At 62.2% G+C, this 19,366-nt stretch carries 13 protein-coding genes, 2 rRNA genes and 1 riboswitch (1 of these 16 cut by a window edge); of the genes, 10 read left to right on the forward strand and 5 right to left on the reverse strand.

Annotated features, from left to right (window positions below):
• The 5 genes from GNH96_RS14180 (at nucleotide 1) to GNH96_RS14200 (ending at nucleotide 5,669) form a co-directional block, all read left to right on the forward strand.
• Nucleotides 1–327 (forward strand): hypothetical protein, encoded by a 327-nt coding sequence (locus tag GNH96_RS14180; protein WP_169601127.1) that lies wholly within the window; start codon nucleotides 1–3, stop codon nucleotides 325–327.
• Nucleotides 290–387, forward strand: a riboswitch (TPP riboswitch). Its footprint overlaps the gene before it by 38 nt.
• 64 nt (nucleotides 388–451) lie before the next feature.
• On the forward strand, nucleotides 452–2,326 hold the full coding sequence (thiC, locus tag GNH96_RS14185; RefSeq protein WP_169604251.1) for a phosphomethylpyrimidine synthase ThiC: 1,875 nt from the start codon (nucleotides 452–454) through the stop codon (nucleotides 2,324–2,326).
• Nucleotides 2,327–2,339: 13 nt separating this feature from the next.
• The gene (locus GNH96_RS14190; RefSeq protein ID WP_169604252.1) at nucleotides 2,340–3,953 is read left to right on the forward strand and encodes a cytochrome P450; all 1,614 of its coding nucleotides are present in this window, start codon (nucleotides 2,340–2,342) and stop codon (nucleotides 3,951–3,953) included.
• Nucleotide 3,954: 1 nt separating this feature from the next.
• On the forward strand, nucleotides 3,955–4,623 hold the full coding sequence (locus GNH96_RS14195; RefSeq protein WP_169604253.1) for a sulfotransferase family 2 domain-containing protein: 669 nt from the start codon (nucleotides 3,955–3,957) through the stop codon (nucleotides 4,621–4,623).
• Nucleotides 4,620–5,669, forward strand: a complete 1,050-nt coding sequence (locus GNH96_RS14200; protein WP_169604254.1) for a glycosyltransferase family 9 protein — start codon at nucleotides 4,620–4,622, stop codon at nucleotides 5,667–5,669. The genes GNH96_RS14195 and GNH96_RS14200 overlap by 4 nt, the downstream gene beginning before the upstream one ends.
• 4 nt (nucleotides 5,670–5,673) lie before the next feature.
• Here the strand turns inward: GNH96_RS14200 and GNH96_RS14205 are convergent, their stop codons facing one another.
• Genes GNH96_RS14205 through GNH96_RS14215 form a run of 3 tightly spaced genes read right to left on the reverse strand, consistent with a single transcriptional unit; the run spans nucleotide 5,674 to nucleotide 10,403 of the window.
• Complete coding sequence (locus GNH96_RS14205) at nucleotides 5,674–6,549, reverse strand: Kdo hydroxylase family protein (protein ID WP_169604255.1); 876 nt, start codon at nucleotides 6,547–6,549, stop codon at nucleotides 5,674–5,676.
• 40 nt (nucleotides 6,550–6,589) lie between these two features.
• On the reverse strand, nucleotides 6,590–7,678 hold the full coding sequence (thiO, locus tag GNH96_RS14210; protein ID WP_228719882.1) for a glycine oxidase ThiO: 1,089 nt from the start codon (nucleotides 7,676–7,678) through the stop codon (nucleotides 6,590–6,592).
• 46 nt (nucleotides 7,679–7,724) lie between these two features.
• Nucleotides 7,725–10,403, reverse strand: coding sequence for a UPF0182 family protein (locus GNH96_RS14215; RefSeq protein ID WP_228719883.1), 2,679 nt, complete (start codon nucleotides 10,401–10,403; stop codon nucleotides 7,725–7,727).
• A 294-nt stretch (nucleotides 10,404–10,697) separates the two neighbouring features.
• Here GNH96_RS14215 and GNH96_RS14220 point away from each other — a divergent pair, with 294 nt between their 5' ends.
• The 5 genes from GNH96_RS14220 to GNH96_RS14240 all read left to right on the forward strand — a co-directional run bounded on the left by GNH96_RS14220 (nucleotide 10,698) and on the right by GNH96_RS14240 (nucleotide 16,893).
• Nucleotides 10,698–11,093 (forward strand): hypothetical protein, encoded by a 396-nt coding sequence (locus tag GNH96_RS14220; protein WP_169601129.1) that lies wholly within the window; start codon nucleotides 10,698–10,700, stop codon nucleotides 11,091–11,093.
• Between the two features lie 108 nt (nucleotides 11,094–11,201).
• On the forward strand, nucleotides 11,202–12,446 hold the full coding sequence (locus tag GNH96_RS14225; RefSeq protein ID WP_228719884.1) for a TolC family protein: 1,245 nt from the start codon (nucleotides 11,202–11,204) through the stop codon (nucleotides 12,444–12,446).
• The gene (locus tag GNH96_RS14230; protein WP_169604257.1) at nucleotides 12,443–13,540 is read left to right on the forward strand and encodes an efflux RND transporter periplasmic adaptor subunit; all 1,098 of its coding nucleotides are present in this window, start codon (nucleotides 12,443–12,445) and stop codon (nucleotides 13,538–13,540) included. Before GNH96_RS14225 ends, GNH96_RS14230 begins: the two co-directional genes overlap by 4 nt.
• A complete protein-coding gene (locus tag GNH96_RS14235) occupies nucleotides 13,537–16,587 on the forward strand; it encodes an efflux RND transporter permease subunit (protein ID WP_169604258.1) in 3,051 nt (1,016 codons plus the stop codon). The genes GNH96_RS14230 and GNH96_RS14235 overlap by 4 nt, the downstream gene beginning before the upstream one ends.
• A gap of 3 nt (nucleotides 16,588–16,590) precedes the next feature.
• Nucleotides 16,591–16,893: a DUF3240 family protein gene (locus GNH96_RS14240; RefSeq protein WP_169604259.1), complete on the forward strand. Its 303-nt coding sequence runs from the start codon at nucleotides 16,591–16,593 to the stop codon at nucleotides 16,891–16,893.
• A gap of 109 nt (nucleotides 16,894–17,002) precedes the next feature.
• Here GNH96_RS14240 and rrf read toward each other — a convergent pair.
• Together rrf and GNH96_RS14250 are read right to left on the reverse strand one after the other, a co-directional pair.
• A 5S ribosomal RNA gene (gene rrf, locus GNH96_RS14245) occupies nucleotides 17,003–17,115 on the reverse strand.
• Between the two features lie 97 nt (nucleotides 17,116–17,212).
• A 23S ribosomal RNA gene (locus tag GNH96_RS14250) occupies nucleotides 17,213–19,366 on the reverse strand (it continues 741 nt past the right edge of the window).

A 19,366-nucleotide genomic window follows, 5' to 3' on the forward strand; every position in this document is an offset into this window, starting at 1 on the left:
ATGATCAAAGCGCCGGTGATCACGCTGAGGAAGCAAGCAATCGAGATCGACGGTCCCCGCTGTTCGAGCACGCTCGCAGTGACGATCAAGGCCGTCCTCTACGGCCTCGTCCTGACCGCCCTCGCGCAGGGTTTCCTGGCCGATCTGGGCTATTGGGCGGTCGGCCGTGAAGGCGCCGGTCGTGCTCGGGATCGTGCCCCCTTTCGTCACGATGATCCCGTATGGCGTCGGAATTCCCCTCCGGACGCAAAGCTTGAAATCCCTCCTTCGATGCATTACCGTGAGCGGTCTGTAAGGCTGGGGGTGCCTGGCGAATGGCCGGGCTGAGACACACCCTTCGAACCTGATCCGGCTGATACCGGCGTAGGGAAGCTGAGCTTTCGAGCTGTTCGAAGAACCCGATCGACATCCTCCCCCGCGCGCCTTATCCGTGTCCAACCAGGAGCAAGCGATGAGCGCGATCCCCCAAGAATTCCTGCACGAGGCGGTCACCGCCAAAAAAGCCTCGATCCAGCCGTTCGCGGCCTCGGAAAAGGTCTACATCCAGGGCAGCCGCCCGGACCTGCGCGTCCCCCTACGCAAGATCAGCCAGTCGGACACGCCAACGAGCCTGGGCCGGGAAAAAAATCCGCCGGTGTACGTCTACGACACGTCGGGACCCTACACCGATCCCGCCGTATCGGTCGACCTGAGACTGGGCCTGCCGCCCCTGCGCGAGCCATGGATCGAGGAACGCGGCGACACCGAACGATTGACGGGCCCCTCGTCGTCCTACGGCCTTCAGCGCCAGCGCGATCCGGCCCTGGCGTCCCTGCGCTTCGAGCATATCCGCGCCCCGCGCCGGGCCAAGGCCGGCGCCAACGTCACCCAGATGCATTATGCAAGGCAGGGCATCATCACGCCGGAGATGGAATTCATCGCCATCCGCGAAAACCAGAAGCTGGACGCCCTGGCGGAGATGTACAAGTTCCAGCATCCGGGCGAAGCCTTCGGCGCGACCATCCCCCGAGTCATCACCCCCGAATTCGTGCGCGACGAGGTCGCCCGCGGCCGCGCCATCATCCCCAACAACATCAATCACCCGGAATCCGAGCCGATGATCATCGGCCGCCATTTCCTGGTGAAGATCAACTGCAACCTCGGCAATTCCGCCGTCAGCTCTTCGATAGAAGAGGAAGTGGAAAAGATGCTGTGGGCGATCCGCTGGGGCGGCGACACGGTGATGGACCTGTCCACCGGCAAGAACATCCACGAGACCCGCGAGTGGATCATCCGCAACTCGCCCGTACCCATCGGCACCGTACCTATCTACCAGGCCCTGGAAAAGGTCGACGGCAAGGCCGAGGAGCTGACCTGGGAAATCTTCCGCGACACGCTGATCGAGCAGGCCGAGCAGGGGGTCGATTACTTCACCATCCACGCCGGCATCCGCCTGCCCTTCATCCCCCTGACCGCCAAACGCGTTACCGGCATCGTCTCGCGCGGCGGCTCGATCATGGCGAAATGGTGCCTGGCCCACCACGAGGAAAGCTTCCTCTACACCCATTTCGAGGACATCTGCGAAATCATGAAGGCCTATGACGTGGCCTTCTCCCTGGGCGACGGCCTCAGGCCCGGCTCCATCGCCGATGCCAACGACGAGGCCCAGTTCGCGGAGCTGCGCACCCTGGGCGAGCTGACTCGGATCGCCTGGAAGCACGACGTGCAGGTGATGATCGAAGGCCCGGGACATGTGCCCATGCACATGATCAAGGCCAACATGGAGGAGCAGTTGAAGCACTGTCACGAGGCGCCGTTCTATACCCTGGGGCCGCTGACCACCGACATCGCTCCCGGCTACGACCACATCACCTCCGCCATCGGCGCCGCGATGATCGGCTGGTACGGCACGGCCATGCTGTGCTACGTCACGCCCAAGGAACACCTGGGGCTGCCCAACAAGCAGGACGTGCGCGATGGCATCATCGCCTACAAGATCGCCGCCCACGCCGCCGACTTGGGCAAAGGCCATCCCGGCGCCCAGGCGCGCGACAACGCCCTGTCCAAGGCCCGCTTCGAATTCCGCTGGCAGGATCAGTTCAACCTGTCGCTGGACCCGGAAAAAGCCCTGGAATTCCACGACGAGACCCTGCCGCAGGAGGGCGCCAAGCAGGCGCATTTCTGTTCCATGTGCGGGCCGCATTTCTGCTCCATGAAGATCACCCAGGACGTGCGCGACTATGCCCGCGAGCACGGACTCGAAGAAGCCGAAGCGCTGGCCAAAGGCATGCAAGAAAAATCGGACGAATTCGTCAAGGCCGGGGCCGAGGTCTACCACCGCACCTGACCATCGTCCCAAGATGAAAAATCAAGTGTCGACCACACCGCCGGTCAAGCCGGGCGGCCTGCCCCTCCTCGGCCACATCCTGGAGTTCGGCAAGAATCCCCATGCCTTCATGATGGCCTTGCGGCGCGATTTCGGGGACGTCGCCGAGTTCCGGATGTTCCACCAGCGCATGGTGCTGCTCACCGGCAGCCGAGCCAGCGAGGCCTTCTACCGGGCCCCGGACGAGGTGCTCGACCAGGGTCCGGCCTACAAGATCATGACCCCGATCTTCGGCCGCGGCGTGGTGTTCGACGCCTGCATCGAGCGCAAGAACCAGCAGTTGCAGATGCTGATGCCGGCGCTGCGCGACAAGCCGATGCGCAGTTACTCCGAGATCATCGTCGCCGAAGTCGAGGCCATGATCCGGGACTGGGAGGATGCCGGCACCATCGATCTGCTGGAGCTCACCAAGGAACTCACGATTTACACCTCCAGCCATTGCCTGCTGGGCTCGGAGTTCCGCCACGAACTGAACGCCGAATTCGCCGAGATCTACCGCGACCTGGAAATGGGCATCCAGCCCATCGCCTATGTCTTCCCCAACCTGCCGCTGCCGGTATTCAAGCGGCGAGACCAGGCGCGCGTCCGGCTGCAGGAACTGGTGACCCAGATCATGGAGCGCCGCGCCCGATCGCAGGAACGCAGCACCAACGTGTTCCAGATGCTGATCGATGCCAGCTACGACGACGGCAGCAAGCTGACGCCCCACGAAATCACCGGCATGCTGATCGCCACCATCTTCGCCGGCCACCACACCAGTTCGGGCACCACCGCCTGGGTGCTGATCGAGCTGCTGAGGCGTCCGGAATACCTGCGGCGGGTACGGGCGGAGATCGACGCCCTGTTCGAGGCCCATGGCCGGGTGACTTTCGAATCGCTCCGGCAGATGCCGCAACTGGAAAACGTCATCAAGGAAGTGCTGCGGCTGCACCCGCCGCTGATCCTGCTGATGCGCAAGGTGATGAAGGACTTCGAGGTCCAGGGCATGCGCATCGAGGCCGGCAAATTCGTCTGCGCCGCGCCCTCCGTCACTCACCGGATTCCCGAGCTGTTCCCCGACCCCGAACTGTTCGATCCCGACCGCTACACCCCGGAACGGGCCGAGGACAAGGACCTGTACGGCTGGCAGGCCTTCGGCGGCGGCCGCCACAAATGCTCCGGCAATGCCTTCGCGATGTTCCAGATCAAGGCCATCGTCTGCGTCCTGCTGCGGAACTACGAATTCGAACTGGCGGCGGCGCCCGAAACCTACCGGGACGACTACAAGAAAATGGTCGTCGAACCGGCTTCGCCCTGCATGATCCGCTACCACAGGCGCGATCTGCCGGCCGCCAAGGATGGCAAGGCAACCGTCGCCGAGACCCCGCCCGAAACGCTGCGGGGCGCCTTCCGGGTCGCAGTGGACTGGGACCTGTGCAAAGGCCACGGCAATTGCATGGCCGAGGCGCCGGAGATTTTCCGGGTCGACGAAGACGGACGGCTGAGCCTGCTCAGCGAAACGCCCGATCCCGCCCTGGCCGAGAAAGCCCAGGCCGCAGAGAAATTCTGCCCGGCACGGGCCATCACGATCCTGCCGGTAGAAACCTGAGATGCTGCTCTCGCTCCGTTACAACTTCCTGTTCGTCCACATCGCCAAGACCGGTGGCACCAGCGTGCGCGACTCGCTGTGGCGCTACAAATGGACCGACCCGGCCCGGATTCCGCAGTTCCTGTGCAGCAAGCTCAGCGGGCTCACCGGCCACGAGATCGGCGCCAAGTTCCCGCGCCACGCCAAGGCCATCGCCGCCATGGAGATGCTGCCGCGCGAGCTGTACCAGAAGCTGTTCAAGTTCGCCTTCGTGCGCAATCCCTGGGACCTGCAGGTCAGTTCCTATCATCACATCCGGCGCGAGCGCCCGGACCTGCTGGCGGGCATCGACGGCTTCGAGGCGTTCCTGCGCTGGAAGCTCGACCCCGAACGCCCGCCGCAGTACCACGCCGACATGTCGATCGAACTCCAGACCGACTACCTCATCGACCTGCACGGCAACCTGATCGTCGACTTCGTCGGCCGCTACGAACGCCTGGCCGAAGATTTCGAGGAAGCCTGCCGGCGCATCGGCATCGCATGCCCCAAACTGCTGCACAGCCGCAAGGCCCAGGACCGAAGCAAGGACTACCGACGCTATTACGACGACGCCACCGCCGAGCTGATCGAAGCGCACTACCGTCCGGACATCGAGCGCTTCGGCTACCGTTTCGACGAGCCGTTCCTGTGACGGAGCACCCCGGATCCATCCTGATCATCCGGCTGGGGGCGATAGGCGACATCGTGTTCGCCTCCGCGCTGATCCCGGTGTTGCGGCAGGCGTTTCCCGACGCGCGGCTGGTCTGGCTGGCCGATGAGGCCTACAAGGATATGTTGATCCACAATCCCCGCCTGGACCGGGTCGCGACCTGGCCGCGCGCGCACTGGGCCAGGCTGCGGAAGGACGGCCATTACGGCATCCTGCTGAAGGCATGCCGCAACCTGGTGCGGAGCCTGCGGGACGAGCGTTTCGACTGGGTGCTCGACCTGCAGGGACTCATGAAGAGCGGCGTCTGGGCGGCGCTGGCGGGCGGGAAGACCCGCATCGGCCTCGGTTCGCGCGAAGGCAGCCAATATCTGATGAACCGCTGCATCGACCGCCGCACCGAGTCGTACGTCATCGGCAGCGAATACTTGAAGCTCGCCGGAGAACTGGGCCTGGACACCACCGCCTTCGCCATGGATTTCGTGCCGGGCGACGAGGCCATGGCAGAAGCCGGGACAGTCCTGGATTCGCTCGGCATCGCCGGCCCGTACGCGGCGATCTTCCCGTTCACGACTCGCCCGCAGAAGCATTGGATCGACGACAACTGGTCGGCCTTGGCCGATGAGATCAGCAGCCGTTACGGCTGGCCCGTCGTCATGCTGGGCGGGCCGGGCGACACCGAGCGGGCCGCGGGGATACGAAGCCGCTGCCGCTCGGATCTGAAAAACCTGGCGGGAAAAACCGGACTGGCCGTCAGCGGCGCTCTGATCCAACGCTCGGCCCTCGGCATCGGCGTGGATACCGGCCTGACCCACATGAGCATCGCCCTCGGCTGCCCCACCCTCGCTCTGTTCGGCTCCACCGCGCCTTATCTCGAAACGGGACGCAACGATGCCATCGTCCTCTACGAGGCGCTGCCATGCTCGCCCTGCGAGCGCCATCCCACATGCGACGGCGCCTTCCCTTGCATGGCGCAGCTCACCATCGAGAAGACCCTCGCCGCCGTCGATGCTCTCCTGAAACGGGCCTAGGCCTTCAAACCAGTGCCCGCCCGGTCAGCCGTTCGAGTATCTTCAGCGGCGATTTGGCCGGATCGCGCATGGCTTCGACCGGCACATAGAAGGTCTGCTCCAGCAGGTACTGGCCGGACATCACGGCATGCGAAGCCTGGTCGGTGAACACCATCCAGGTGGTCGAAGGCGGAAAATCGAAGGGCGCCTGATCCACCTCCGCCTGATAAGCCATGTCCGCCTTCATCCTGTCATGCAGTTGCAGCATGTAGTGGTCGTAGGCACTGCGGCGGCTCTTGGTCAGCCCCAGCCATTGCAGCAGCGGGCCGCTGCCCGGAAGCGGCGCCGGGATGGAGGGCAGGAACCGCCGCGCCATGGGCTCGAACGCCTCGCCCAGCCGCCAGCAGCGGGGGCGGCCTTCCGGGTTCACGTTGCTGAACACGCGCAGGAGCCTTCTCCCCTGCACGGGAGACGACGGAAAGGCGTCCACGTGCAGCCGGGTGTCATCCTTGCGCCAGGAACTCGCGCGTCCGGCGGCTTCCACCGGCCTGAAGCTGGTGCGGCCCTGCACCAGGGCGGCGCTGTATTCCGGCAGCAGTCTCGCCACCAGGCCAGCCGCCCGGGCCGCGAAGCGCGCCATCATGCCGCGCAGCGCTTCCACGTCCGCCACCGCCGGCCCGGTCCCGTGCAGATCGCCGCTGGCCGCATCGAAGCTGACGTTCTTGCTCTTGGCCACCGCCTGCGGTGACAGGAAAGCTTTTTCGTTCTCCTCGATTCCGAACCCGAGGTTCGGGAAATACAGGACCTTGCCCTGTTCGATTTCGTTCAGCGCGTCGCCACGCTTCTCCGCGGAAAAAGACACATCCCAGTCGGCGGTGTCGAACTCGAATGTTCTGCTCATACGCTGTACCTCTCTCCTGATGCCTCATTGTCGTGCGTCTTCACTCGCGGCGCGAGACGCGGTACGGTTCAGCGGGAACGATCGGCGGACGCCCGAGAATCAGGTCGGCCACGAGCCGGGCCGAGGCGGGAGCCATGGTCAGGCCGTTGCGGAAATGGCCGCAGCTCACATACAGATTCGCGGCCGAGGGAACCGCCCCGATAAAGGGTATGCCTTCCGGCGATCCCGGCCGCAGACCGGCCCAATGGCCGATGACATCGGCATCGGCCAGCGCCGGCACCTGCCGGCGGGCGAATTCCAGCAAAATCCGCCGCCCTTCGGCATCCGGAACCTTGTCGAACTGGCGATGCTCCACGGTGCTGCCGCAGAGCAAGACCCCATCCCGGCGCGGAATGAGGTAACGGTCCTCCGCCAGCACGATGTGACCGACCAGTCCGGCGGATGCCCGGAGCGCCAGCATCTGTCCCTTGACCGGAGCGACGGGCAGATCCGGAATCAGTTTCCGCAACACTTCAGCGGACCAGGCGCCGGCAGTGACGAGATAGGTTTCCGCCTCGAACGCCCCCCGCCCGGTCAGCGCCCGCACGACCTTTCCGTTCCGCGTTTCCAGCGCGGTCACCGCGGCATCCTCCTCTACGGCAATGCCGATCCGGCGAACGTCCGCCAGTATCGCCTGCAACAGGCGGGGATTGCGCACTTGGGCCACCTCGGGCAGGCGAATCGCCGGCGCGGAAACCGGCGCAAGCCGAGGCTCCAGCGATCGCAAGGCGCAGGCCTCGACCCACTCGCGGCGCATGCCGTGCGCCTCGCACCACGCATCGGCAAGCACGGCATCTTCCGGATCCAGCATCAACAGCCCGCTTTGCCGCCATTCGGGATCCAGGCCGGTCGCCTCCAGCAACTCCCCAGCCAAGGCGGGATAACGCTGCTGGCTCCAGGCACACAGTGCGGTGACCGCTTCCGGCATGCGCCAAGGATACAGCGGCGACAGAATCCCCCCCCCCGCCCACGAGGACTCGCGTCCGGCAGGCCCTTTGTCCAGAATCGTGACCGACAAGCCGGCCCCGGCCAGTTCGCGCGCCGCCAACAGGCCGCTGATTCCGCCGCCGACGACGATTACATCGCTCACGTTCGCCGCCCCTCCCATCGAGAAACGAATGACGAAACCATCCCGCTCACATGGGATGCATGCCAGGCGCCTCCCGCCTGGACGGCACCGGTGCGATTCCACGCGCCTTCTGCAAGGCAAGGAGCCGCTGCTCCAGCTTGTTCAGCGCTGCCTCCAGCGAGGTTTCCATCACCACGATGTCACCCATCGACAGAATGACGCGGGCAAGCTCCGGAATCTTGACGCTGCTGGTGGACTCGATGTAGACCGGCTGCACGTACAGCAGCGAGCGCCCGATCGGAAGGATGATGATGCGGCCGCGGGTGAGATGGGAGCCTTTCTGGTCCCAAAGGGCGAACTCCTTGGCGATTTCCGCGTCCTGGTCGATCATCGCGCTCACCTGCGCCGGGCCGTCGACCTGGACATCCTTGCTGTACTTGTAGAGCACGATCGACTTGGAGTACGGCATGCCGCAGGCTTCGGGCCGCAATGCGCCACCGATCGCCAGCACGCTCATGTTGTTGCGGCCGATCGGCGTCATCGGGTTGATCAGCACGAAGTTCTGCATGTTTTCGCAACCATCGAGCTGGGTCGTAAAGTAATAGGGCGCCACGGTTCGCATCACGGTCTGGCCATCGCGGCGCCTCACGCCGACCTTGGCGAAATCCCAGGTTTCCGCCTGCTGGTAGAACAGCTCCGGCTGAGTCTGGTGGTATTTGGCGTACATCCGCATCTGGATCTCGAAGTAGTCGCGCGGAAAACGCAATTGCTCCCGAATCAGCGGAGACATGGCGCTGGCATCCTGGAACAGTCCGGGATAGGCCCTGCTGTAGCCTTTGATGACGGGGTCGTCGTGGTCCACCACGTAGTAATCCAGCGAGCCGTCGAAAGCGTCGACCACGATCTTGACCGAGTTGCGGATGTAATTGAACTCGCGCTCTTCCTTGTCGCCATTGAACCGGTAGCGTGTCGGCTTCGAAATCGGATAGGACGCCTGCAGAGTATAGGCGTCGACCACCCAGAAAATCCGCTGCGGGGTCACCACGATATACGGATCGCTGTCCAACGCCAGGAACGGCGTGACCGTGTTGATCCGTTCGATGATGTTGCGGCGGAACAGCGCCTGACTGCTTTCGGTGATGTTGAGCGAAAAAAACAGCCGCTCGTCGCGGAAATAGATGGACAGAAGCAGTCGCCGCAGCAGCGACGAGATCGGAACGCCGCCGTTGCCGGAATAATTCTGGCTGGACCCCTGGTCGAAGCTGGCGATGTCGACGATGTTGAGGCGGTTGGGCACGATCGCGTAATCCAGGTTTTCCAGACCGAAATAGATATCGGGCTTGTCCGTGGTCAGACCGACATCCGAATGCATGCTCAGATCCCTCAGCCACCACTGCATCGGCTGATCGCCGGATTGGGCGGCTGGCGTGATCACCGCACCGTAGCCATGGGTATAGCGCAGATGAATGTTCTCCCACGTCAAGGCCTCCTTCGGCAGCTTGGTGAGATTGATTTCGCGGGCCGCCAGGTTGACCTGTTCGATCTGACCGTTGACGAGATAGCGCGCGGTATCGACCTCGGTGAAGCTGTAATAGGGACGGATGCCCTGAAGCTGCTGGTACACGTCATCCAGATATTCCGGATCCCACACAGGGATATTGTGCAAGTGCTCGCGCACGTGCGGATCGATGGTTTCGGAACCCTCGGGCACCGCAGTGATATCGATGGTCCGAATTTCGTCGAGATCGTAAGCCGCCAAGGTAGCGTCGATGTTGTTCTTCATGTATTCGTGTTCGGTCTTTACCGGATTCGGCTTGACCAGAAAACGATCGATCAGATGGGGAATGGCTTCGATCTTGCGCAGCCCCGCGGCGGAAACCCAGACCAGCGCGCAGGCGAGCGCCAGCTTGAGACCCCGGTGGCGCTGCACGAACGATAATGCGGCAACGACGCCGACGATCAGCGTAACAATCTGAACCCAGATCAGAGGCAGATGGTAACGGAGTTCGATCAGCCCCGGACCGAAATACACCGGCTCATGATCGTCCACAAAAAGCAGCTCGTCCCGCTCCAACATGTACCCCCACGCAGCCACGACGGCGACCAGCACCACCAGCAGGTTCAAATGGATGCGGGCGCCCCGGGGCCACGGCCGCCGGTGGGCCGGGGAAAACTCGTGCTCCACCCAGTAGAGCGCCGCCACCATCACCGCCAGAATGCCGACGCATACCAGCAATTCCGATTGCACCAAGAGCCAGATGGGAAAACGGAACATCTTGTATCCAACGTCTTCCCCGAACACGGGCTCGGTGACGCCGGCATCGGGCGCGAAAAAGAACAGGAGGCCGGCTTCCCACTCGTAATAGAACGGCAACGCGACCAGCACCGCCAGGAACACCGACAAGGGCAGATAGACCGGCAATGCGCCGGTCTGGAACATCCGCAGCCAGCGCCGGTAACGCGACTCCTCCGATCCAGCGGCGTAAACCGCCTGGTCGACCCCCAGATACTGAGAGGCGGCCCAGAAGTTCAGGAAGAAGATCAGGAAGAAGAACAGGGTCACACCGCCCGACAGAATGTAGCGGTACAGGAAACGCAGCCAGAAATAGGCACCGAGTTCCAGCGACTCGAACCACCACCAATCCACCAGGAAATGCGTCGCCGCCAGTATGAGCGCGAGCAACAGGCCAGCCAGAACCGCTATGACCACGGCTGCGGAAATCAGCAGTCGTTTCCAGTTTCCCATATCGTCCTCGTTCGGCGTCGTCTTACTCGTAGGGATGGGCTTGCAGGGGGATGGAACGCGGGCGGCAAGCGCATGCTCCGGCGTGATCGGCTTTGCTCGCGCTGGCGAAGCCAAACCAGTAAATGATACCCGACCGCCCTGCAATTCGATAGGCGAAAGCGGACCGGTTCTGGTCGCCCAGAGGGCCGACATGCGCCGGCCAGACAATTCGGATACACTACCGGGGGAACGCAGAAACAAGCGTTTTCGAAGTGCTTATTCCCCGGTCGACGCGCACGGAATACGGTCCGCCCCTTGATTCGATACGCCCAACTCCTCGCGCTGTGCCTCTCGGTGCTGATCCAGCTCTGGGCGCCGTTGGTCCATGCGCATACGGCCAACGGCGAAGCGGGGGGCCAGCTCCACCTACCCGGCCTCGAGTTTCTCGAACGCCTGCCGGGGGAAGGGTGGCATGCGCCGGCTTCGGAATCGTCCGTCGTCATCGCCGTGCAGAACGGGATTTTGGAGCCATCGCGCGCCTTGTGGCCTTGCCAGGCCGACAAACCCGCGCCGGATGATGTTCCATGCCGGATCGAGGCCGAAGCGCAGCCACTGGCACGAGCGAAGGCTTTCCCCCCCCATCCGGTGACCCTCCCCGTCCCCGGCTCGCCGTCGTCCCAAGCTCCTCCGGCGCGCGGTCCTCCCCGCTGATTCTTCCTTCTCGCGTGGCGGCTTTCCCGCACGCACGACGGCGCCCGCTGAAGTTCCCGACACCGCGGCGGCGCTTGGTATGCTGACACCAAGAATCTGGTACTGCCGATGATCTTCCTTCAGGGACTCCTCGGAATCCTCCTCGCCATTGCCTGCGCATCGGTTCGCGGCGAAGAGGATGCCACGGCCGAGCCGCCCGGCCTGCTTCCCTTCGACAGCCGGCTCAGTCTCCACAGCGTGGTGCAAACCACCTTCGAAAACTATCCGCAAGCGGCGATGGTCGACGCCATGCGCCAGGAAACCAGCGCCCTGCAGCAGCGCAGCGACAGTTGGATTCCGGGCTACCCCATGGTCTACGTCCAGAACAACCAGAATGTCGCGGGCGACGGCGAAGGCATGACCCAATGGGGCTATCAATTCCCCATCTGGCGCTGGGGACAGCGGGACGCGAGCCGGGCGGTCACCGACAGGGCGGCCGAAAGCACCGAACAATTCGCCCGCGGCCTCAGGCACGAAGTCGCCGGCTTGGTCCGGGAGAGCCTGTGGAATCTCAAGATGATGCAGAACCGCCATGCGTTCGCCAGGACGGTCTACGAAGTGTCGCTGAAGCTGGTCGAGACGGTCAACAGACGCGTCGAGCTCGGGGACCTCGCCCAGGCCGACCTGCTGCTGGCCCAAAGCGATTCGCTGGAAAAGAAGACCGCCCTCACCCAGGCCACCGTCGATCTGCAGCACGCTCATCAGGCTTTCGCGAACCTGAGCCGGTTGCAGGCGGCACCGGAAAAGTTCGACGAAGAGTTGTCCAAGTCGGTGGCAATCGATGAGGACCACCCTCAGTTGGCCGCCCTGAATGCCATGATCGAACGCGCCCAGGCCGACGTGGAATTCGTCCGGCAGTGGAAGCAGGGCACCCAGCCCACCGTCCTGATCGGCGCCCAGCATCGCGCCTTCAACGACAAAAACGTGCAGAACGACACCAACGTGGTTCTACAGATTCCCATCGGCGGAGATGCCTATAACGAACCCTTCGTCGCCCAGGCCAATCTGGCTCTGACCCAGAAGATCACCGAACGCGACAACCTGATCCGCCTTCTCCAACGCGCGCTCAAGCAGGCCCAACAGACGCTGGAGGCGGATCGCAAAGCCCTCGAGATAGCCAGGAATCGGCGTGAAATGGCCGAAACCTTGATCCGGATGAACCGGATCGCCCTTGAAACCGGCGAAATCCAGCTCATCGATTTTCTCAAGGTGCAGACCACCGCCCAGGCGGCCATCTGGGACGCCATGCAGAAAGAAATCCAGCTCAAACGAGACACTGCCGCTTACAATCAGGTCGTGGGGGTGACGCCATGAAACCGCATTTTTTCCTCGCTCTCGCCTGTCTTCTAGCGGCTCCCGCGCTCACGGCCGACACGCTCGTCAAGATGGATGCCCAGCAGATCGAACACCTCGACGTTCGCGTTGCCAAACCTGAAGTCGTCGATGCATTGCCCCTGGCCTGGGCGCCGGCACGCGTGGTCATTCCGCCGGACCGGGAGTTTATCGTGAGTGCGCCGCAGGCCGGCGTCATCAGCCGGATCGATGTGGCACTGGGATCGTCCGTCGTACCGGGCCAAGTCGTCGCGGAGATGCAGAGCCCCGACCTGCTTACTTTGCAACGGGACCTTCTCAATGCATCAACCGAATACGAACTCGCCCGCTCCAAGCTGAACCGCGACCAGAAGCTTCTCGACGAAGGCGTCATCTCCCGGTTGCGCTGGCAGGAAACCCGCAGCGCCTTCGACAAGGCTCAGGCCAACCTCCGCCAGGCGGAGCAAGTGCTTCAGGCCAGCGGCATGACCGCGAAGGATATAGAAGACCTCAAGCGATCCCGCAGCATAAGCCATACCCTCGCCTTGCGCACGCCGATCCGGGGCGTGTTGCTGGAACGCCTCGCCACCGTGGGCCAGCGGGTCAGCATGCTGGCACCGCTGTTCCGGATCGGCAATGTCGACCAGTTGTGGCTGGAAATCGATATGCCGCAGGAGCGTCTCAACGAAATCAGGCTCAAAGACCGGGTCGAGCTCGACTCCCCGCGGATTCGCGCGACGATCATCGAAGTCAGCCAGAATGTCAGGCCGGATAGCCAGAGCGCCTTGGTGCGTGCCATCATCGACGAGCACGACGACAGCGTCCGCGCTGGACAGAACATCAATGTGCAGGTCATGCATGCCAGCACGGACTTCATCTGTCGGGTACCGCTCGCTGCAGTCTTCAGCGAGGAAGGACAACAGTACGTCTTCGTGCGGACACCCGAAGGGTTCGCCGTGCGCCCGGTGAAGGTCGCCGCCGTGGACGGACGCAAGGCCATCATTCATGAAGGCTTGACCGCCGACGACCGGGTCGCCGTCCAAGGCGTCGCCGCCCTGAAGGCCGCCTGGACCGGTCTCGGCGGAGGCGACGAATGAGCCGCCTGATCCAGTTCGCGCTGACCCAGCGCCTGCTGGTCATCCTTCTCACCGCATTGCTGGCCGGTGCCGGTTATGTCGCCACCACCCGGATTCCCATCGACGCTTTTCCCGACGTCTCCCCGACCCAGGTCAAGATCATCGTGAAAGCACCGGGAATGACGCCGGAGGAAGTCGAAACCCGCATCACCGCGCCCATCGAGCTGGAACTGCTCGGCATCCCCAAGCAGACCATGCTGCGCTCCATCGCCAAGTACGCGCTGACAGACATCACCGTCGACTTCGAGGAAGGCACCGATATCTACTGGGCACGGCAGCAGATCGCCGAAAGGCTCAACGGCGTTTGGGGCAACCTGCCGGACGGAATCGAAGGCGGCATGGCGCCGATGACGACGCCACTGGGCGAAATGTTCATGTTCACCATCGAAGGCGGCGACCTCACCCTGATGGAGCGGCGCAACCTGCTCGACTGGGTCATTCGTCCCGCCCTTCGCACGGTGCCCGGCGTAGCCGACGTCAACACCTTGGGCGGGATGGTGCGAAGTTTCGAGGTGATCCCGAACAATGCAGGCATGTCCTCGCGCGGCATCACCATGGATGCCTTGATCAAAGCGCTCAAGTCCAACAACCGCAATGACGGCGCCGGCCGCCTGCCCGAGGGCGAAGAAGCGTTGCTCGTTCGTGCCGAAGGGCAGATCCGCGACCTGGACGATGTCCGGGCCATCGTCATCGCCAATCAGAATGGCGTCGCCATCACGATCGGGGACGTGGCCGAAGTGCGCATCGGCGCCCTGACGCGCTACGGAGCAGTCAGCCAGAACGGCCAGGACGAAGCCGTGGAGGGCTTGGTGCTGGGCCTTCGCGGAGCCAATGCGCGGGAGGTGGTCGAAGGCGTCAAGCGGAAAATCGAGGAAATCCGGCCTGCCCTCCCGGAAGGCGTCACGCTCGACGTGTTCTACGACCGCAGCGATTTGGTGAACCGGGCGACGCATACCGTCGTCCGGGCGCTGGTGGAAGCCATCGTGCTGGTTGTCATCCTGCTCCTGCTGTTCCTGGGCGACCTGCGTGCCGCATTTACCGTCGCCTGCATCCTGCCGCTGTCCGCGCTGTTCACCTTCCTGCTGATGCACCAGTTCGGCCTCTCGGCCAACCTGATGAGCCTCGGCGGCCTCGCAATCGCCATCGGCAAGCTGGTCGACCCCGCGGTCGTGGTCGTGGAAAACATCACGACGCACCTGGCCGATCCCCGCATGCAGGGCAAACTTCCCCGCCTACACCTCATCTACCGCGCCATGCGCGAGGTGACCGCGCCGGTGGTGTCCGGCGCCCTCATCATCGCCATCGTCTTCGTGCCTCTGCTGTCACTGCAAGGGCTTGAAGGGAAGCTGTTCAGGCCTGTGGCCTTCACCAACGTGTTCGCCATGGGCGGTTCGTTGTTTATGTCGCTGCTGGTCATCCCGGTCCTGGCCTCCTGGCTGATGCGCAAGGTCAAGCACGAAGAACCCTGGCTTGCCCGGAAACTCCACGAATTCTATGAACCGGTATTGCTGTGGGCGCTCGACCATGGCCGATGGGTAGTCGCCGTCGCCGGAATCCTGCTCGCCTTGACCGCGCTTATTTACGCGCAGATCGGCAAGACCTTCATGCCCACGCTGGATGAAGGCAGCATCATCGTCCAGGTGGAAAAACTGCCGTCCATCAATCTGGAACAATCGGTTCGTCTCGACGAGCAGCTTCAGAAGGCGTTGCTCGACCACGTTCCCGCAGTGGAGCGGGTCGTGTCGCGGGTGGGTTCGGATGAAATCGGGCTCGACCCCATGGGGCTCAATGAAACGGACAACTTCGTGGTCTTGAAACCAGCCGATCAATGGGATGGCAAAACCCGCGAAGAACTGGTCGAAGACATCCGGAAAGTCCTGGAAACCATGCCTGGAATCGCCTTCGGCTTCACCCAGCCGATCCAGATGCGGGTGACGGAGATGCTGACCGGGGTTCGCGGCGATGTCGCCGTCAAGCTCTACGGCCCGGATATCGCGGTGCTCAATGAAAAGGCCGAAGCCATCGCCGAGGTCATTCGCTCGGTGGACGGCGCTTCCGATGTATTCACGATGCGCAACGCCGGTATGCAGTACCTCCAGGTCCGGATCGACCGGCTGGCCACGGGGCGCCTGGGGCTGGACGGCGACACCCTGGAACGGATGCTGCGCGCGCAGATCGAAGGGCTCAAGCTGGGCATCGTGCAGGAAGGCATCAAGCGGACGCCGTTGCTGCTCAGGGCGGCTGCCGATCCCGAACAGCTCGCATTGCTGCAGGTGACCCTGCCCGACGGCCGCCGCGTGCCGCTTTCCGCCGTTGCCCACGTCGAACGCACGGAAGGCCTGGTCGCCATCAATCGCGAGCGCGGCCAGCGGTTCTCCGTCGTCCGGACCAACGTACAGGGCCGCGACCTGGTCGGTTTCGTCGAAGAAGCACGCAAGGCGGTTGCCGAGCGTGTCGCTCTGCCCGGCGGCTATTACCTGACCTGGGGAGGACAATTTGAAAACCAGCAGCGCGCGGCGCAACGCCTTTCCATCGTCATCCCGATTTCCATCGGCTTGATCTTTCTGCTGCTGTTCACCACCTTCGGCTCGGTCCGGCAGGCAATACTGGTGCTTACGAATGTCCCCTTCTCCTTGGTGGGAGGAGTCACCAGCCTGTGGCTTTCCGGCGAATATCTGTCCGTCTCCGCCTCCGTAGGGTTCATTTCTCTGCTAGGGATCGCGGTGCTGAACGGCGTCGTGATGGTCACTTATTTCAACCAGTTGCGAGCCTTGGGACTTTCCATGGATGAAGTCGTCCGGGTCGGCGCATCGCGCCGGCTGCGTCCGGTGCTCATGACCGCAAGCATCGCCGCATTCGGGCTCATTCCTCTTTTGTTTGCTATGGGTCCTGGCTCGGAAATCCAGCGCCCCCTGGCCATCGTGGGTGTCGGGGGGCTGGTCACCTCGACCCTCCTGACCCTCATACTCCTGCCTATCCTCTACCGCCGTTATGGCGAGGGAAAATGAAAGATGTCCGATCTCGTACTGTTGACCCTCATGGTGCCGCCGCAGCTCGAGGATGCCCTGGTAGACTGGATGCTGAGCGCTTCAGACATACAGGGATTTAGCAGCCAAGCGGCGTCGGGCCATTCGAGCCGGGCGGAGGAAATGAGCCTGAACGAGCAGGTCGCCGGGCGCACCCGGCGCGTTCGGTTTGAAGTTCAGCTGCCCGGTGAAGTATTGGCGGAGACCTTGATGGCGTTGCAAACGGATTTTCGGAATAGTGGCATCCATTACTGGGCGATGCCCGTGCTGGACGCCGGCGCCCTCTGAGGCAGCCGAGACGACGGAGTTCGACCGGGCAAGGTCAATCACCGGTCGCACAAAAACCCCGATATCCTGATGAGGATATCGGGGTTGAAGGTTGTTGCTGAGATTAAGAGCCTGGCAGTTCCCTACTTTCGCACAGGTATCTGCACTATCATCGGCGCTAAGCGGTTTCACTTCCGAGGTCGGGATGGGATCGGGTGGTTCCCGCTCGCTCTGGCCGCCAGGCAAAACTGGTTGTCGAGCTCGAGCTCTCGAGGCATTTGGTCAACGTACACTGTGTTCGCGGTTTGTGTCGCACACACCCAAACGTCTTGGGTGTTATATGGTCAAGCCTCACGGGCCATTAGTATCGGTTAGCTTCATGCATTACTGCACTTCCACACCCGACCTATCAACCTGGTGGTCTTCCAGGGCCCTTCAGGGGACTCGAGGTCCCAGGGAGATCTCATCTTGGGAGGGGCTTCCCGCTTAGATGCTTTCAGCGGTTATCCTGTCCGAACATAGCTACCCGGCAATGCCATTGGCATGACAACCGGAACACCAGCGGTTCGTTCACTCCGGTCCTCTCGTACTAGGAGCAACTTCCCTCAAATCTCCAACGCCCACGGCAGATAGGGACCGAACTGTCTCACGACGTTCTAAACCCAGCTCGCGTACCACTTTAAATGGCGAACAGCCATACCCTTGGGACCGGCTACAGCCCCAGGATGTGATGAGCCGACATCGAGGTGCCAAACACCGCCGTCGATATGAACTCTTGGGCGGTATCAGCCTGTTATCCCCGGAGTACCTTTTATCCGTTGAGCGATGGCCCTTCCATACAGAACCACCGGATCACTAGGACCTACTTTCGTACCTGCTCGACTTGTTCGTCTCGCAGTCAAGCGCGCTTTTGCCCTTACACTCTCTGCGTGATTTCCGACCACGCTGAGCGCACCTTCGTGCTCCTCCGTTACTCTTTGGGAGGAGACCGCCCCAGTCAAACTACCCACCATGCACGGTCCCCGATCCGGATCACGGACCTGGGTTAGAACTCCAAATTCACCAGGGTGGTATTTCAAGGTCGGCTCCACCCGAACTGGCGTCCGAGCTTCTCAGCCTCCCACCTATCCTACACAAGTCAATTCAAAGTCCAGTGCAAAGCTATAGTAAAGGTTCACGGGGTCTTTCCGTCTAGCCGCGGGTACACTGCATCTTCACAGCAAGTTCAATTTCACTGAGTCTCGGGTGGAGACAGTGTGGCCATCGTTACGCCATTCGTGCAGGTCGGAACTTACCCGACAAGGAATTTCGCTACCTTAGGACCGTTATAGTTACGGCCGCCGTTTACCGGGGCTTCGATCAAGAGCTTCGCTTGCGCTGACCCCATCAATTAACCTTCCGGCACCGGGCAGGCGTCACACCCTATACGTCGACTTTCGTCTTTGCAGAGTGCTGTGTTTTTAATAAACAGTCGCAGCCACCGTTTCACTGCAACCCCCTTCGGCTCCATGAGCACGTCACTTCACCTACCAGGGGCGTACCTTCTCCCGAAGTTACGGTACCATTTTGCCTAGTTCCTTCACCCGAGTTCTCTCAAGCGCCTGAGAATTTTCATCCTGCCCACCTGTGTCGGTTTTGGTACGGCCGCTTGCAACCTGAAGCTTAGAGGTTTTTCTTGGAAGCCTGGCATCAATCACTTCGGCTGAAGTCGCCTTCAGCACCGTCATCACGCCTCGGAATTGATCCCCCGGATTTGCCTAAGAGACCTTCCTACACGCTTAAACCGGGACGTCCAACACCCGGCTGACCTAGCCTTCTCCGTCACCCCATCGCAGTTGCAACCGGTACAGGACTATTAACCTGTTTTCCATCGACTACGCCTTTCGGCCTCGCCTTAGGTGCCGACTAACCCTGCGCCGATTAGCGTTGCGCAGGAAACCTTGGGCTTTCGGCGAACGGGTTTTTCACCCGTTTTGTCGTTACTTATGTCAGCATTCGCACTTCCGATACCTCCAGCCAACTTCTCAATTGACCTTCACAGGCCTACGGAACGCTCCTCTACCACTCACCTCAAAGGTGAATCCGCAGCTTCGGTACATGGCTTAGCCCCGTTGAATCTTCCGCGCAGGCCGACTCGACCAGTGAGCTATTACGCTTTCTTTAAAGGATGGCTGCTTCTAAGCCAACCTCCTGGCTGTCTGTGCCTTCCCACATCGTTTTCCACTGAGCCATGATTTGGGGACCTTAGCTGGCGGTCTGGGCTCTTTCCCTTTTCACGACGGACCTTATCACCCGCCGTGTGTCTCCCGTGATTGCACTTCCCGGTATTCGGAGTTTGCATCGGTTTGGTAAATCTAGACGACCCCCTAGCCGAAACAGTGCTCTACCCCCGAGAGTGAGACACGAGGCGCTACCTAAATAGCTTTCGAGGAGAACCAGCTATCTCCGAGCTTGTTTAGCCTTTCACTCCTATCCACAGCTCATCCGAATCTTT

Source organism: Methylococcus geothermalis (genome assembly GCF_012769535.1).
GTDB classification, from domain to species: Bacteria; Pseudomonadota; Gammaproteobacteria; order Methylococcales; family Methylococcaceae; genus Methylococcus; species Methylococcus geothermalis.

What these genes read in the sequence shown, in the direction of transcription:
- GNH96_RS14180 (WP_169601127.1), top strand. Translation starts at nt 1, where the DNA reads ATGATCAAAGCGCCGGTGATCACGCTGAGGAAGCAAGCAATCGAGATC.
- thiC (WP_169604251.1), top strand. Translation starts at nt 452, where the DNA reads ATGAGCGCGATCCCCCAAGAATTCCTGCACGAGGCGGTCACCGCCAAA.
- GNH96_RS14190 (WP_169604252.1), top strand. Translation starts at nt 2,340, where the DNA reads ATGAAAAATCAAGTGTCGACCACACCGCCGGTCAAGCCGGGCGGCCTG.
- GNH96_RS14195 (WP_169604253.1), top strand. Translation starts at nt 3,955, where the DNA reads ATGCTGCTCTCGCTCCGTTACAACTTCCTGTTCGTCCACATCGCCAAG.
- GNH96_RS14205 (WP_169604255.1), bottom strand. Translation starts at nt 6,549, where the DNA reads ATGAGCAGAACATTCGAGTTCGACACCGCCGACTGGGATGTGTCTTTT.
- GNH96_RS14215 (WP_228719883.1), bottom strand. Translation starts at nt 10,403, where the DNA reads ATGGGAAACTGGAAACGACTGCTGATTTCCGCAGCCGTGGTCATAGCG.
- GNH96_RS14225 (WP_228719884.1), top strand. Translation starts at nt 11,202, where the DNA reads ATGATCTTCCTTCAGGGACTCCTCGGAATCCTCCTCGCCATTGCCTGC.
- GNH96_RS14230 (WP_169604257.1), top strand. Translation starts at nt 12,443, where the DNA reads ATGAAACCGCATTTTTTCCTCGCTCTCGCCTGTCTTCTAGCGGCTCCC.
- GNH96_RS14235 (WP_169604258.1), top strand. Translation starts at nt 13,537, where the DNA reads ATGAGCCGCCTGATCCAGTTCGCGCTGACCCAGCGCCTGCTGGTCATC.
- GNH96_RS14240 (WP_169604259.1), top strand. Translation starts at nt 16,591, where the DNA reads ATGTCCGATCTCGTACTGTTGACCCTCATGGTGCCGCCGCAGCTCGAG.